Source organism: Lacrimispora sp. 210928-DFI.3.58, assembly GCF_020554865.1.
In the GTDB taxonomy this organism is placed as follows: Bacteria; Bacillota; Clostridia; order Lachnospirales; family Lachnospiraceae; genus Enterocloster.
On sequence record NZ_JAJCIC010000001.1, the window covers coordinates 85,114 to 98,519 of the forward strand.

A 13,406-nucleotide genomic window follows, 5' to 3' on the forward strand; every position below is an offset into this window, starting at 1 on the left:
ATGGCAGATTATGTGATCAGGGCAACAGCAGCGGAAGGGCAGATACGTGCATTCGCAGCTACCACAAGAGATTTGACAGAGGCAGCCAGGGCGGCCCACAATACAAGCCCTGTGGCAACGGCTGCCCTGGGAAGACTTCTGACGGCAGGAGTCATGATGGGATATGATATGAAGGGAGAGGACGACCTTCTGACCCTGAAGATCCAGGGAGACGGGCCTATAGGAGGACTGACAGTGACGGCAGATGCCCATGGAAATGTAAAGGGATATGCATTTAACCCTTCTGTGATGCTGCCTCCCAATGAAAAGGGAAAGCTGGATGTGGGGGGAGCCCTGGGAGTGGGCGTCTTAAGCGTGATCAAGGATATTGGCTTAAAGGAGCCCTATGTGGGCCAGACGATCCTGGTGACAGGAGAGATCGCGGAGGACCTTACCTATTACTATGCGACCTCGGAGCAGACACCGTCCTCTGTGGCACTGGGAGTCCTCATGAATAAGGACAATACGGTGCGCCAGGCAGGCGGCTTTATCCTGCAGCTGATGCCGGGAGCCTCTGAGGCTGTGATAAGCGGACTGGAGGCAAAGCTTAAGGAGATCCGGTCTGTCACCACACTCCTTGATGTGGGCAATACGCCGGAGACCATCCTGCAGTATATCCTGGGGGAGTTCGGACTGGAGATCAATGATAAAAAGCCAGCCAGATTCTTCTGCAACTGCACAAAGAGCCGGGTGGAAAAGGCGTTGATCAGTGTTGGAAAAAAGGAGATCCAGGAAATGATCGATGATGGCAAGCCTATTGAGGTGAACTGCCATTTCTGTGGAAGGAATTACAGCTTTGATGTGGAGGAGCTGAAGGAGATCCTGGAAAAGGCGAGATAGGCCTGGATGACAGAGAGAAACAACAAGAGCCAGTCCTATGACTGGCTCTTACTTGTAATCATTTGAAATCAGATATAACTTAGTTCAACTTCTATCAGTGATGATATATGTTTGAAAAAGGTACACTGTTGTTCATTAGATTATAATTTGGTTACGTTGGTAGCCTGAGGTCCCTTAGCGCCGTTAACAACGTCGAACTCAACCTCTGCGCCCTCATCTAAGGACTTGAAGCCTTCCATGTTCAGGCCTGAGTAGTGTACGAATACATCGTTACCCTGCTCATCGGAAATGAATCCGTAACCCTTCTGGTTGTTGAACCACTTAACTGTACCTTTCATTGTGATACCTCCAAAAATATATAAAAAAATGTTCCGTTGCGAGCAATTTCGCAACTGTGATAAGAATATCACAAATAATGGAAAGTGTCAAACATTTTAGGGAAAACCTTTGATTTTTAAGTGCTTGGGAAAAGACCTTTCCCGGAGAGAGAAAGAAAGTAGCCAGAAAGGGGCTGTTTGTGCTATACTGTAGGATAAGTTTGAATGAGTAAGCAGAAAAGAGGATTGGCAAATGAAAATTATAAATATATGGAAACATTTCTGTACGATCACAAAACACAGGCACCTTGTGAGAAAACACTGTTTCCGGCTGGGCCTGTACTGGCAGGGATTGACCCATGACCTTTCCAAATACAGCCCGGAGGAGTTCTGGACAGGAGTGCGCTATTATCAGGGAACAAGGAGCCCCAATGCAGCCGAGAGGGAGGATATTGGCTTTTCTAAGGCATGGCTCCACCATAAGGGGCGCAACAAGCACCATTATGAATACTGGATCGACATTTCCTCCAACAAGGAGGATGGCCTGGTAGGCAATAAAATGCCTTTAAGATATGTAGCAGAAATGATATGTGACAGGATCGCTGCCTGTGAGGTGTACCGTGGCAGGAACTATACCAGCGCTGCGCCCTGGGAGTACTATGAATTTACAAAGAAATATATCACCATCCACCCTCAGACCAGGAAGCTTTTGGAGAAGCTGCTCCTTATGCTCCGGGATGAAGGGGAGGAGGCGACCTATGTGTATTTGAGAAAGCTGTTGAAAAAGGGGAAATACTAGTACAGCGTCAGGAATCCGGAAACAGCTGTTCCTCAATGATGTGGACGGCATCCTCGATACAGCCTGCACAGCTTCTTAAGGGACGTCCGGTGTCAATGCCCTTGAGCTCGCGGCAGACAACGCTTCCGTTGGTATCCTTGAAGGCTTCGATGCACCTGCGGGATGCTTTATAGGAAATGGCCTTTGAGTCAGGGCGCTCTGTGTGGCCGGTGCTGCAGGCTAAGCCGGAGAGGACGGCGGCAGCGGAGATGGCGCCGCAGGTCCCCTCCATGCAGCCCATTCCCAGGCCAAGGCCCTCTGTGATGCGGAATAAGGTGGTCTCGTCCAGGCCCGTTTTATCTGCAAATGCACAGACCACAGACTGGGCGCAGTTAAAGCCCCGGTCATGGAAGGCAATGGCCTGTTCCGCTCTTGTTTTCTTGTTGGTTTCTGAATGATCATTTGACATTTTCATGTCTCCTTTCACTATTTTCCATTAGATATCCGGCGCAGTGACAGATGGCGCCTCCCAGGATCACAGACAGAAGGTACAGCAGGTTCCCAGGCAGGATGCCGATGGTAAGGGCGATCTGATGAAAGATCACCTGACCGTTGGGATAATAGGGGCTGATGTAGAACATGTCTGCATTTCCGTAGGGATGGGACAAAATGTTGATACAGGTGGCGGCTGCGCAGCAGAAAAGAAACAGCGGGATGGTGTCAAGAAAGTCCCTGATCCCCTTTTTGCCGTTTCCTGTCAGGGCACAGGTGAGTCCGATAAAGATCAGGATAAAATGCCATAAAAATCCGTGGAGGGTCAGCGTCCAATAGGGATGCATCAGCCCGCTGGGCTCAGCCAGGGCCATGATGCCCCCCAGAAGGCCGAAATCCTGTATAAAGGTATAGAAGACCGTGAGCAGCTTCTGCATGTTCCGCTTTTTAAGGAGCGGAAGGAGAAGACACAGATACATGGGGATGCTGCACAGCTGGAAGGGAAAATACCACCAGTCATAGTGTCCATTTCCGCAGACAGTATACAGAAAGCCCTGCTTGTAGGCCTCACTGGCAGCCAGTATCAGGCCGCAGAGAAAGAGCGGGGCGTGGATATCGGGGGCATACCGCCTGCTGCGGGAAAGCCGGTATGCCAAAAGGGCAGCCGCCGCGGTCCCCGCTGCCGTAAGACAGAGGTGGAAGGCCGAATAGGGCCTGGGTGGGATCATATCCCATGCGGTTGCCTGAAAAAAGGCAGTTGCAAAAAAAGCCATTGTCTGCGCCTCCTGACGGAATGATTATACATCATATGTGCCGGGCTGGCAACTCTGTACTGCCCCCAGCTTCCGCATTTTGTACCCTGGCTGCCGGGAGGGCGGCTCTCGCTCCGGTTTCGGACATAAGAAGCACTAAGACGCCTGATTTTTCCTAAAAGCCAGAGAGGCATCAATGCAACTCGCTGCGCTCAAACAATCATTGATGCCTCTCTGAACGGAAAAACCAGCCGACTAAGTGCTTCTAATGTCCTGCAAAGTTGCTCCAGCCGCCCTCCCGGCAGCCAGGGTACAAAATGCGGAAACTCAAATGTACTGCTTCCGACATGTTCTGAGCGAGGGACGAGCGGAATAAAAAGCCATTTCCCTGGGAAATCTAACACTACATGTAAGTCTCTGTAGAAAAAGAGGCCTCATGGCAGAATGGCAAGAACAGTGGAAAGGCAGGAATTGGAAAATGATGGGAATTGTAGTTGCATTGATCTCCGGGGCGTTGATGAGCATTCAGGGAGTATTTAATACGGAGGTGACGAAGCAGACCAGTGTGTGGGTGGCAGCGGGCTGGGTGCAGGTGACGGCATTTATCACATGCGTGCTGATATGGCTGTTTACGGGCAGGGAGCCCATTGGGGGGCTTATGGAGGTGACGCCCAGGTATGTGCTGGCGGGCGGTATCATCGGAGCATTGATCACCTATACGGTCATCCGGAGCATGGGCAGCCTGGGGCCGGCTCAGGCCTCTCTTTTGATCGTAGTGGCTCAGATCATTGTGGCTTACGGGATCGAGCTGTGGGGCCTCTTTGGCGTAGAGAAAGCTCCCTTTGCCTGGCATAAGCTGATCGGGGCTGCTATTGCCATTGCCGGGATCGTGGTATTTGAGCGAACGTAATTTAAAATTTGGAAATAGCCCTTGTATTTGCCGGGGGTTTTCGATAGAATAGTAATGCAGGCTGAGATAGTACCCTGAAAAGGAGGGGTATTGTTGAAGTTGAAAAAGATATCTTTGAAGAAGAAAAAGCTGCTGCTCATGGCAGTATGCATGTTGGCTGCAGGCATATGCTATAGCTGTAGCGTGGCTGCCTCAGACGGCTCAGGCAGATCAGAAGGTCCGGTGGAGCTTTTGCTGGCAGAGGAGGCAGGGACACCGGAGGCTTCCGGTGAGGCCCGCAGGGAGGATCAGGAGGATCAGGAGGCCCAGGAGGCATCTCTGGACCGTGTGCCGGAGGCCTATGCCCAGGAGACGGGGACAGAGGCCGTCCAGCCGGAGGAAGCCTGTATCTATGTCCATGTCTGCGGCAGTGTAGAAAGGCCCGGCGTATATGAGCTCTCTGCGGGAAGCCGCGTATATGAGGCTGTGGAAGCTGCAGGGGGCTTTGCTGAGGAAGCCTCCGTGGATTTTTTAAATCTTGCAATGGAAGCCGGGGATGGGATGAAGATCGAGGTTCCCACAGTCAGCCAGGCAGAGCAGTGGAGGGCAGATGGGATAACCGGTATGACCTCGGATAAACGGCCGGCTGCTGCCTCACCGGCAGTGGTGAACCTGAATACGGCTGCGTTAGAGGAGCTCATGACCTTAAAGGGCATTGGGCAGTCGCGGGCGGAGGATATTATCCGCTACAGGGAGGCAAACGGGCCCTTTCGCTCCATTGAGGATGTGATGAAGGTGCCCGGCATCAAGGAAGGTGCTTTTGAGAAGATAAAAGACAGCATATCTGTATGAATAGTCAGTAACCAGGAGGCGGCCCGGATTTTGGGCCGCCATTGATTCACACGAGCAACGAGCCAAGTGTCATGCTTGCATACACATTTGGCGGCTGCCGCGAGGGTCACATACCCCGTTGCTTGCAGCAGGGTTGTTGACTGATAGATAAGGGGAATATTGTATGGCACGAGTATTAGTAGTTGATGATGAGAAATTAATTGTAAAAGGAATCCGTTTCAGCCTTGAGCAGGATGGAATGGAGGTAGATTGCGCATATGACGGGGAGGAGGCCATTGCACTTGCAAAGCAGACAGAGTATGATATCGTTCTGCTGGATGTGATGCTGCCCAAATATGACGGCTTTGAGGTATGCCAGGCGATCAGGGAGTTTTCTGATATGCCGATCATCATGCTCACGGCCAAGGGCGGCGATATGGATAAGATCCTGGGCCTGGAATACGGCGCAGACGACTATATCAGCAAGCCCTTTAACATCCTGGAGGTCAAGGCCAGGATCAAGGCGGTCATCCGCCGCAGCTCAAAGAGCAAGAAGCAGAAAAAGGATGCCGGCGTCAGCCTGATCGGCGCCGGGGATCTGAAGATGGATACAGAGGGCCGCAGGGTCTTTATCGGTGAAAAGGAGATCAATCTTACGGCAAAGGAGTTTGACCTTCTGGAGCTTTTGGTGCGCAATCCCAACAAGGTGTACAGCAGAGAGAGCCTGTTGACCTATGTGTGGGGCAATAAGGCGCTGGACAGCGGAGATGTGAGGACAGTGGATGTCCATGTGAGAAGGCTCAGGGAGAAGATCGAGCCCAGCCCCAGCGATCCGAAGTATGTACATACCAAATGGGGTGTGGGATATTATTTCCGGGTAAAGGGCTGATCGATAAAAGAGAAAGGACAAAAGAAGCAGTATGGACAGCATTATTATAAGAAATGTAAGGCCGGAGGACCTGGAAGAGGTGGCAGCAGTGGAGCTTGCCTGCTTTCCAGCAGCAGAGGCAGCAGATAAAAAGAGCTTAAAAGAACGGTTGGGAGCATTTCCTGGGAGCTTTCTCGTGGCAGAGGATGCAGGAAGAATCGTGGGCTTTATCAATGGCGCTGTGACAGACGAGACCACCATTGCAGATGCCATGTTTGAGGACATTTCCCTGCATGATCCCAATGGGGCCTATCAGAGCATTTTCGGGCTGGATGTGATTGAGGAGTACCGTCACAACGGGCTGGCATCCAGGCTGATGGAGGCTATGATCGAGACGGCCAGAAGCCAGGGAAGGAAAGGGCTGATCCTGACCTGCAAGGACAGGCTGATCGGTTTTTATGAGAGGTTCGGCTATGTGAACAAGGGCGTATCCCTGTCCGTTCACGGCGGGGCTGTATGGTACGATATGATCCTGGAGTTTTAGTATATGAAGATTACCCTTGTAACTGTGGGAAAGATAAAGGAGCGCTATTTTGAGGACGCCGTCAAGGAGTATCAAAAGCGCTTAAGCCGCTACTGCCGTCTGGAGATCCTCCAGGTGGCGGATGAAAAGACCCCTGACGGGGCCAGTGAGGCCGTGGAGCGCCAGATAAAGGAAAAGGAAGGCCAGCGCATCCTGGACAATATCCGGGATGGAGCCTTCGTGGTCGCCCTGGCGATCGAGGGGGAGATGCTCTCCAGCGAACAGCTGGCTGAGAAGATCGATAAGCTGGGGATCAGGGGAGTGAGCCACATTGTGTTTGTGATCGGAGGCTCCTTAGGCCTTTCCGAAGCGGTGATGAATCGGGCAGACTATGCCTTAAGCTTTTCCAAAATGACATTTCCCCACCAGCTTATGCGAGTGGTTCTTTTGGAGCAGATATACAGGAGCTACCGGATCATTGCGGGGGAGCCGTATCATAAGTAAGACGGTATAACATGGCGGCAAAGTTTTCATAGTAAACCTTCATGCGCCCGGCCGGCGGACGCGCCACCGCACCGCGAAAGTCTGGCGGGCGCATTTGGAATACCTGAACTTAGTGCCGCCTATGGGCGGCGGAACTTTCATAGTAAACCAGAGGGAACGGATCGTGAGGTCATATATACGGAAGCATTATGATGAATGGCTGACAGCAGCAGAAAAGGTACATATCTGGTTTTTAAGGCTGGTAACAAGCCTGCTGACCATGGACCTGTGGCTGCTTTCTCTTAGCGGTATAGGATCGGTTTATCTGTTTTTGACCGGTGGATTGACGGTTTTTGGCGGAGTGATCCTTGTACTTTTTCTTATCTGCTATGGGAGTCTGCTGCTTCTTCTGGTCTGGATGTGTGTGCTGTGCAGGCGGCTGCGGATTGCCAAGCGGATCCTGATCTGGACATTTATCTGGATACCCGTTGTTCATTTCGGACTGGCTCTGTATGTCAGAGGGCTGGCAAAGCAGGAGATCGACCATACCCTATATAAGATCAGCTTGGATCATGTAAGGGTAGAAAACCAGATCTGCAGTACCCGTTACCCCCTCCTTCTGGTTCATGGCGTAGGCTTCCGTGACTTTCACTATTTTAACTATTGGGGACGGATCCCCAGGGAATTAGTACGCAATGGAGCCCGCGTTTATTATGGTCATCAGGAAGCATGGGGGACGGTAGAGGGAAACGGAGAGATCCTGAAGGAAAAGATTCTGGAGATCGTAAAGGAAACCGGGTGTAAAAAAGTCAATATCATTGCCCATTCCAAGGGCGGCCTGGATGCCAGATATGTGATCAGCGGTCTTCATATGGCTCCCTATGTGGCTTCTTTAACTACGATCAATACGCCGCACAGAGGATCTATGCTGGTGGAGTTTTTAAAAAATCTTCCTGACGGCATTTACCGGGGTATATGTAAAAGGATCGACACATATTTTGGAAAGCTGGGAGATAAAAATCCGGATGCCTATAACGCCAGCTATCAGCTATCCTGTGCCTATGCAAAAGAATTCAATAAGCGCTATCCCGATGCGGAAGGTACGTATTACCAGAGCTTTGCCAGTCTGATGAAGCATGGATTCAGCAGCAAGCTTCTGTGCATCCCCTATTGGATCCTAAAGGCGCTGGATGCGCCCAATGACGGTCTGGTAACACCAGAATCCGCTGAGTGGACCAATTTCCAAGGGGTGATCACAAACCGGTATTTGAAAGGAATCTCCCATGGAGACATGATCGATCTGACCAGGGAAGATTATCGGGGCTTCGATGTGCTGGAGTTTTACATACAATTAGCGGCGCGGCTGAAGGACATGGATTTTTAAATTCCTCCTGAAACAGGAAGACGGCTGCCGGCAGCAGAGCGCTGGATAGGCACTTGACAATAAAAATGAGAACATGTGAAGAGAAACCAGATCTTGAGAGAGGTCTGGTTTTGTTTTTAGGATCCTGTTTTATAAACAGTCATAAAACAGAGCCTGTCTCATATATTGAGATAAAGGGAGTGAGGAAGATGACTGGTAAGGAACAGGTCTTACAAATATTTCCAAAGGATATACGGGCCAGGCTCCGGGGGCTGCCGGTGGAGTTTGAGAAGCTTCAGGAGGTGCGCCTTCGGGCAGGAAGGCCCCTTATGATCCTGTGGGACAACAGGGAGTATGGGGTGACGGAGGAGGGAAGGCTGACAGAAGGCGGGCAGGAGCTTTTCTGCGTCACACCGCAGCAGATCAGGGAAACAGTGGAGTTTATGAGCAGCTTTTCCCTCTATGCAGCCGAGGAGGAGCTTCGCCAGGGCTTTTTAACGATCCAGGGAGGACACCGGATCGGCGTGGCTGGCAGGATCGTGACCCAGGGGAAGGAGGTACGCCTGTTAAAATTCATTTCCTTTTTAAATGTGCGCATTGCCCATGAGCGAAAGGGTTGTGCAGACGGAGTGATGGATCTTTTGTATTCCCCGGACAGACATTTTTTAAACACCCTTATCATATCGCCGCCGCGATGCGGAAAGACCACGCTCCTCAGGGACATCATACGCCAGGTCTCCAACGGAAGGCCGGGGAAGGACTCCCTGCCGGGGTTGAATGTGGGGGTGGTAGATGAGCGGTCAGAGCTTGCCGCCTGTTACCAGGGAGTGCCTCAGAATGATCTGGGCTTGCGCACAGATGTGCTGGACTGCTGTCCGAAGAGCCAGGGAATGATGATGCTGGTGCGCACCATGGCGCCTGATGTGATCGCTGTGGATGAGGTGGGAGGCAGGGAGGACACAGAGGCCATTGAATATGCCGGAAACTGCGGCTGCGCCCTTGCAGCTACTGTCCACGGAGGCTCGCTGGAGGAGATCCTTTATAAGCCTGGGATCGGCAGGCTGGTAAAAGAGGGATTTTTTAAGAGGATCATTTTGCTGGATCAGAGGCAGGCAGGACGTATACAGCAGATCTATGGTGAGAGGCTTAAACCTTTAGGGAAGCCGAAGGGAGGTGCCGCGATAGATGGAGGCAGCAGATTTGATATGTAAATGGGTTGGAGCGGGACTGGTCTTATTTTCCGCCGGAGGCATGGGCCTGTGGTACTCCTGGCAGTGGAAAAAACGCCTGAGGACGCTTTTGCAGCTGAGGCAGATGGTGTATTTCCTGAAGGGCGAGATCACCTACAGCCATGCGCCTCTGCCTGAGGCGCTGGAACGGGTCGGAAAGCGGGCAGGCGGCGGTCTTGGAAGGCTGTTTGTCAGCGCGGCAGAGCGTATTGGAAGGCAGGAGGGAGAGACCTTTCAGGAGATCTGGAAGGATGAGACAGAGAAGCTGGCAGGACAGGAAATGGGGATCGTATTGACTGGGGAGGATGTAGAGCACCTGAGTGGCCTGGGGGAGCATCTGGGATATCTGGATGTGGACATGCAGGAGAGAACGCTCCTTCTTTTTCTGGAGCAGCTGGACGATGCCATTCTGTATCTGAAAAGCCATCAAAAGGAAAAATGCCGTCTCTATGCCAGCCTGGGCATGATGGGAGGAATGTTTCTGGTGATCGTGATGTGCTGATGCCCGGAAATTTTGGTAGAAAGTTGAGGAAAGGTTATGGGGATAAATCTGATATTCCGCATTGCTGCAGTGGGGATCCTTGTCTCTGTCATCTGTCAGGTGTTAAAGCACAGCGGCAGGGATGAGCAGGCATTTCTCACCAGCCTGGCAGGGCTGATACTGGTGCTGTTCTGGATGATACCGTACATATATGATCTGTTTGAGACCATGAAGAACCTGTTTGCATTGTAAGCCTTCGTGTGCCCGGCTGGCAGATGCGCTGCCGCACCATGAAAGATTGGCGGACACACTTGGCATACCTGACTTTCGTGCCGCCTTGCGGCGGAGGACGTTTATTGTAAGGGAAGTGCTCTGGAAAGTAAAAGGAGGGATCGCATGACGATTGTTGCCATAGGAGCTGCTGCAGTGGCTGTCATTCTCATGGCCGTGCAGATGAAGAGTATCCGGGGAGAATATGCGGTGTACATGGTAATGGCAGCCGGTTGTTTTATTTTCTTTTATGGAACGGGAAAGCTGGCCGTGATACTGGATACCCTGAGGCAGATACAGAGCTATATAAACATTGATAATGTATATCTGGGGACTCTCCTCAAGATGATCGGGATCACCTATGTGGCGGAGTTTACCTCCGGCATCTGCCGGGATGCAGGGTATGGCGCATTGGGAAACCAGATCGAGATCTTTGGGAAGCTGTCCATTTTGGGGATCAGTATGCCGGTGCTTCTGGCATTGTTCGGTGTTCTGGAACGTTTTTTGAGATAAGTCCCTGGGAGGTTTGAGACATGGACAGGCTCGTATGGGAAGAAGGGTGGGGAAAATGGTTCAGGATAGGACTGTGGGCAGCGCTGCTGGCAGCCGTGTTCTCATGGCGGATGGCGGGCAGGGCCTGGGCAGCGGAGGAAGGTCCGGGAATCATGGCAGCAGCCGGGAACACGGGGGTTTTGATCCCGAAGGCCCCTTCGGAAGAAGTGTATCAGGAAGAAGAGAATTTGGGAGAAACCGTCCAGGAGCTGGGGATCGGGGATGAGATCGAAGACATGCAGAGATTTCTTGACGAGGTGATGGGACAGAGGCAGGAAATTTCCGGGGATTTCTCCTTCCGGGGCCTTATGAAGGAGATGGCGGGAGGAAATTTTAAGGGGATACTCGCGCAGATAGGAGCAGGTATTAGAAATCAGCTGTGGTCCGAGGTGGAGCAGGGGGGAAGGCTCTTGGCCCAGGTGGCGGCAATCGGGGTGATCGGAGCTGTATTTTCCAATGTGTCCTCTGTATGGAAAGGGGGCCAGATTTCGGATACGGGCTTTTTTGTGACATATCTTCTGCTGTTTACCTGCCTTGCAGGAAGCTTTCTCTCCAGTCTTCAGATCGCATCTAAGGTGCTGGGGCAGATTTTGGAGTTTATGCGGCTGCTGATGCCGGCGTATTTTATGGCAGTGGCATTTTCAGGCGGCAGTATGAGCGCATTGGCACTGTATGAGGGAATGATGGCAGCAGTGACAGCAGTGCAGTGGATGTGCAGCGGTATACTGCTGACTGCCGTGAAAATGTACGTGCTTGTGATCCTGGGAAGCCATGCGGTGAAGGAGCCCTTTCTTTCAAAGGCAGCAGAGCTTCTGGAAAAGGGGGTAGGGTGGAGTCTTAAGACCCTTCTGGGGCTTGTGGTGGGGATCCAGGTCCTTCAGTCCCTGATCCTGCCCTATGCGGACGGGCTGAAGCAGACGGGAATGTGGAGGCTGGTGGAGATGGTGCCCGGCCTGGGACAGGGAGCAGGCGCGGCTGCACAGATGGTGCTGGGGGCAGGAGTGCTTCTTAAAAATACCATAGGAGGGGCAGCAGTGGTGGTCCTCGCAGCCATTTCCCTGGTGCCTGTGATGAAGCTGGCGGTCCTCATGCTGTTGTATCATCTTGTGGCGGCTGTGATGCAGCCCATCTGTGACAAGCGGATGGTCTCCTGCGTATCCGGGGTGGCAAAGGGACATGGGCTGCTTTTGCAGATCGTTCTCTATTCCCTGTTCCTTTTTGTGCTGGCAGTGGCGGTCACCTGCGTATCGACAAATGTGGGATATCTGGCCCATTGATCATTGGGAGGCGTGCAGTGGAGGCAGTTTATAACTGGGTGAAGGGGATCATTTATTTTATGCTGTTTCTGGCAGTGGCAGGGAATCTTCTGGCAGAGGCAAAGTATGAAAGGTATATACGGTTTTTTGCAGGGATCGTGCTGATCCTTCTGGTAGTAAGCCCCTTTGCGGGCGGCTTCCGGCTGGAGGAGCAGGCAGCCAGGCTGTTTGAGAGCATTTCCCTGGAAATGGATACGCAGGATCTAAAGAAAGACCTGTGGGGAATGGAGGATAAACGCCGGGAGCAGGTGATCGGACGATATGAGGAGGCAGTGGAAAATGACATCGCAAGGATTGCAGAGAACCAGGGCCTTACATGCAGCCAGGTCCGGGTATCCATTGAGAAGGACAGCGGGAGCAGCCGGTACGGGCAGGTACGGTCGGTGTGGATGATGGTGGAGAAGAATGAGGAGGATGGATGGAACAATGCGGAAAACGGGGGACAGGATGGGAAGGAATGGGAAGCAGGGAGGAAAAAGAAAATTGAGGTGGAAAAGATCGAGGTAGGGAATGTGGGGGAATGGGCGGTCAAAGATACCAGTGCAGCTGCCAAAGCGGCCAATGTCTCAGACTCTCAGCAGCCCCCGGATCCTGTCCGCGAGAAGATCGGAAGCTTAAAGGGAAAGGTGGCGCAGTATTATGAACTGGAAGAAACAGATATCAAAATTCAGTGGAAAAATGACTAAGGAAAAATGGCTGTTCCTGCTTCTTTTAGGTGTGTTTCTCATGATCCTGTCCTTTCCGGCGCCTGATACCTGGGTAAAGGGGAAGAAAAGGGAACAGCAGACAGCAGCAGTAGAGGAAAAGGGGGCGGTTCCGCTTTGGACAGAGGAAGGAGGCAGCGGGAGCCAGGAGCCGGAGGAGGGGTACTTTGGCAGTGGTGCCGGGAGCTTTGACAGCGGTAATTCAGCAGGAAGCAGCGGCAGTGCCGATGGAGGGGATGGCGCCTTCCTGCCAGCTTCCGCCCCCACGTCTCCTAATTCCTATGAGGCCCAGCTGGAAGCCCGCATACGGGAGCTTCTAAAATCCGTGGAGGGAGTAGGCAAGGTGGATGTGATGGTGGTGTTAAAATCCTCCAGCGAGAAGGTCATGCGCATCGACCGTTCAGAAAGCTCCAGCACCACAAAGGAGCAGGATGCCTCCGGAGGACAGAGGGAGGCAGCAGATGTCCAGAAGTCTGAGAGCACGGTGCTGTCCGGGGCAGGTTCAGGAGGCGGTACATCGCCCATTATCGAGAAGGAATTAAGCCCGGAGATCTCAGGCATCATCATCAGCGCAGAGGGCGGGGGAAGCCCCGCCGTACAAGCGGAAATTTCTGAGGCAATGGAAGCATTATTTGGCCTTCCCCCACATAAAATAAAAGTATTAAAGAGGGTGGAATAA

General features: G+C 52.3%; 18 protein-coding genes. 15 read left to right on the plus strand and 3 right to left on the minus strand.

All coding sequences use genetic code 11. The annotated features are described in order from the left end of the window. Complete coding sequence (gene hslO, locus LIZ87_RS00400) at window positions 1-879, plus strand: Hsp33 family molecular chaperone HslO (RefSeq protein ID WP_178316733.1); 879 nt, start codon at window positions 1-3, stop codon at window positions 877-879. Window positions 880-1,019: 140 nt separating this feature from the next. On the opposite strand, the gene LIZ87_RS00405 is transcribed toward hslO, so the two are convergent. Beyond that, window positions 1,020-1,217 (minus strand): cold shock domain-containing protein, encoded by a 198-nt coding sequence (locus tag LIZ87_RS00405; protein ID WP_021869793.1) that lies wholly within the window; start codon window positions 1,215-1,217, stop codon window positions 1,020-1,022. Between the two features lie 232 nt (window positions 1,218-1,449). On the opposite strand from LIZ87_RS00405, the gene LIZ87_RS00410 reads away from it, so the two are divergent. Beyond that, the gene (locus LIZ87_RS00410; protein ID WP_227144723.1) at window positions 1,450-1,995 is read left to right on the plus strand and encodes a DUF5662 family protein; all 546 of its coding nucleotides are present in this window, start codon (window positions 1,450-1,452) and stop codon (window positions 1,993-1,995) included. A gap of 7 nt (window positions 1,996-2,002) precedes the next feature. On the opposite strand, the gene LIZ87_RS00415 is transcribed toward LIZ87_RS00410, so the two are convergent. After that, window positions 2,003-2,443 carry a C-GCAxxG-C-C family protein gene (locus tag LIZ87_RS00415; protein WP_178316731.1) on the minus strand — a complete coding sequence of 147 codons (441 nt, stop codon included), beginning with the start codon at window positions 2,441-2,443 and terminating at the stop codon, window positions 2,003-2,005. Beyond that, window positions 2,433-3,239, minus strand: a complete 807-nt coding sequence (locus LIZ87_RS00420; protein ID WP_227144725.1) for a TMEM164 family acyltransferase — start codon at window positions 3,237-3,239, stop codon at window positions 2,433-2,435. Before LIZ87_RS00420 ends, LIZ87_RS00415 begins: the two co-directional genes overlap by 11 nt. Window positions 3,240-3,699: 460 nt before the next feature. Here LIZ87_RS00420 and LIZ87_RS00425 point away from each other — a divergent pair, with 460 nt between their 5' ends. The 13 genes from LIZ87_RS00425 to LIZ87_RS00485 all read left to right on the plus strand — a co-directional run bounded on the left by LIZ87_RS00425 (window position 3,700) and on the right by LIZ87_RS00485 (window position 13,406). After that, window positions 3,700-4,128, plus strand: coding sequence for a DMT family transporter (locus LIZ87_RS00425; RefSeq protein ID WP_227144914.1), 429 nt, complete (start codon window positions 3,700-3,702; stop codon window positions 4,126-4,128). Between the two features lie 99 nt (window positions 4,129-4,227). Further along, entirely contained in the window at window positions 4,228-4,959 is a 732-nt protein-coding gene (locus tag LIZ87_RS00430) for a helix-hairpin-helix domain-containing protein (protein WP_442912165.1), read from the plus strand. Between the two features lie 163 nt (window positions 4,960-5,122). Further along, window positions 5,123-5,827: a response regulator transcription factor gene (locus tag LIZ87_RS00435; RefSeq protein ID WP_227144729.1), complete on the plus strand. Its 705-nt coding sequence runs from the start codon at window positions 5,123-5,125 to the stop codon at window positions 5,825-5,827. A 31-nt stretch (window positions 5,828-5,858) separates the two neighbouring features. Further along, window positions 5,859-6,350, plus strand: a complete 492-nt coding sequence (locus LIZ87_RS00440) for a GNAT family N-acetyltransferase (protein ID WP_178316842.1) — start codon at window positions 5,859-5,861, stop codon at window positions 6,348-6,350. Between the two features lie 3 nt (window positions 6,351-6,353). Further along, window positions 6,354-6,833, plus strand: a complete 480-nt coding sequence (rlmH, locus tag LIZ87_RS00445; RefSeq protein WP_227144731.1) for a 23S rRNA (pseudouridine(1915)-N(3))-methyltransferase RlmH — start codon at window positions 6,354-6,356, stop codon at window positions 6,831-6,833. A gap of 163 nt (window positions 6,834-6,996) precedes the next feature. Next, a complete protein-coding gene (locus LIZ87_RS00450; protein WP_227144732.1) occupies window positions 6,997-8,196 on the plus strand; it encodes a lipase family alpha/beta hydrolase in 1,200 nt (399 codons plus the stop codon). Window positions 8,197-8,384: 188 nt separating this feature from the next. After that, complete coding sequence (gene spoIIIAA / locus LIZ87_RS00455) at window positions 8,385-9,386, plus strand: stage III sporulation protein AA (protein WP_227144734.1); 1,002 nt, start codon at window positions 8,385-8,387, stop codon at window positions 9,384-9,386. Continuing rightward, the gene (locus LIZ87_RS00460; RefSeq protein WP_178316838.1) at window positions 9,361-9,906 is read left to right on the plus strand and encodes a stage III sporulation protein AB; all 546 of its coding nucleotides are present in this window, start codon (window positions 9,361-9,363) and stop codon (window positions 9,904-9,906) included. Before spoIIIAA ends, LIZ87_RS00460 begins: the two co-directional genes overlap by 26 nt. A gap of 36 nt (window positions 9,907-9,942) precedes the next feature. Next, window positions 9,943-10,137, plus strand: coding sequence for a stage III sporulation protein AC (spoIIIAC, locus tag LIZ87_RS00465; protein ID WP_178316837.1), 195 nt, complete (start codon window positions 9,943-9,945; stop codon window positions 10,135-10,137). Between the two features lie 144 nt (window positions 10,138-10,281). After that, entirely contained in the window at window positions 10,282-10,668 is a 387-nt protein-coding gene (locus LIZ87_RS00470) for a SpoIIIAC/SpoIIIAD family protein (RefSeq protein WP_227144735.1), read from the plus strand. A 20-nt stretch (window positions 10,669-10,688) separates the two neighbouring features. Beyond that, complete coding sequence (locus LIZ87_RS00475; RefSeq protein ID WP_227144737.1) at window positions 10,689-11,984, plus strand: stage III sporulation protein AE; 1,296 nt, start codon at window positions 10,689-10,691, stop codon at window positions 11,982-11,984. Window positions 11,985-12,001: 17 nt separating this feature from the next. Continuing rightward, complete coding sequence (locus LIZ87_RS00480; RefSeq protein WP_178317175.1) at window positions 12,002-12,709, plus strand: stage III sporulation protein AF; 708 nt, start codon at window positions 12,002-12,004, stop codon at window positions 12,707-12,709. After that, entirely contained in the window at window positions 12,663-13,406 is a 744-nt protein-coding gene (locus LIZ87_RS00485) for a stage III sporulation protein AG (protein WP_178317176.1), read from the plus strand. The genes LIZ87_RS00480 and LIZ87_RS00485 overlap by 47 nt, the downstream gene beginning before the upstream one ends.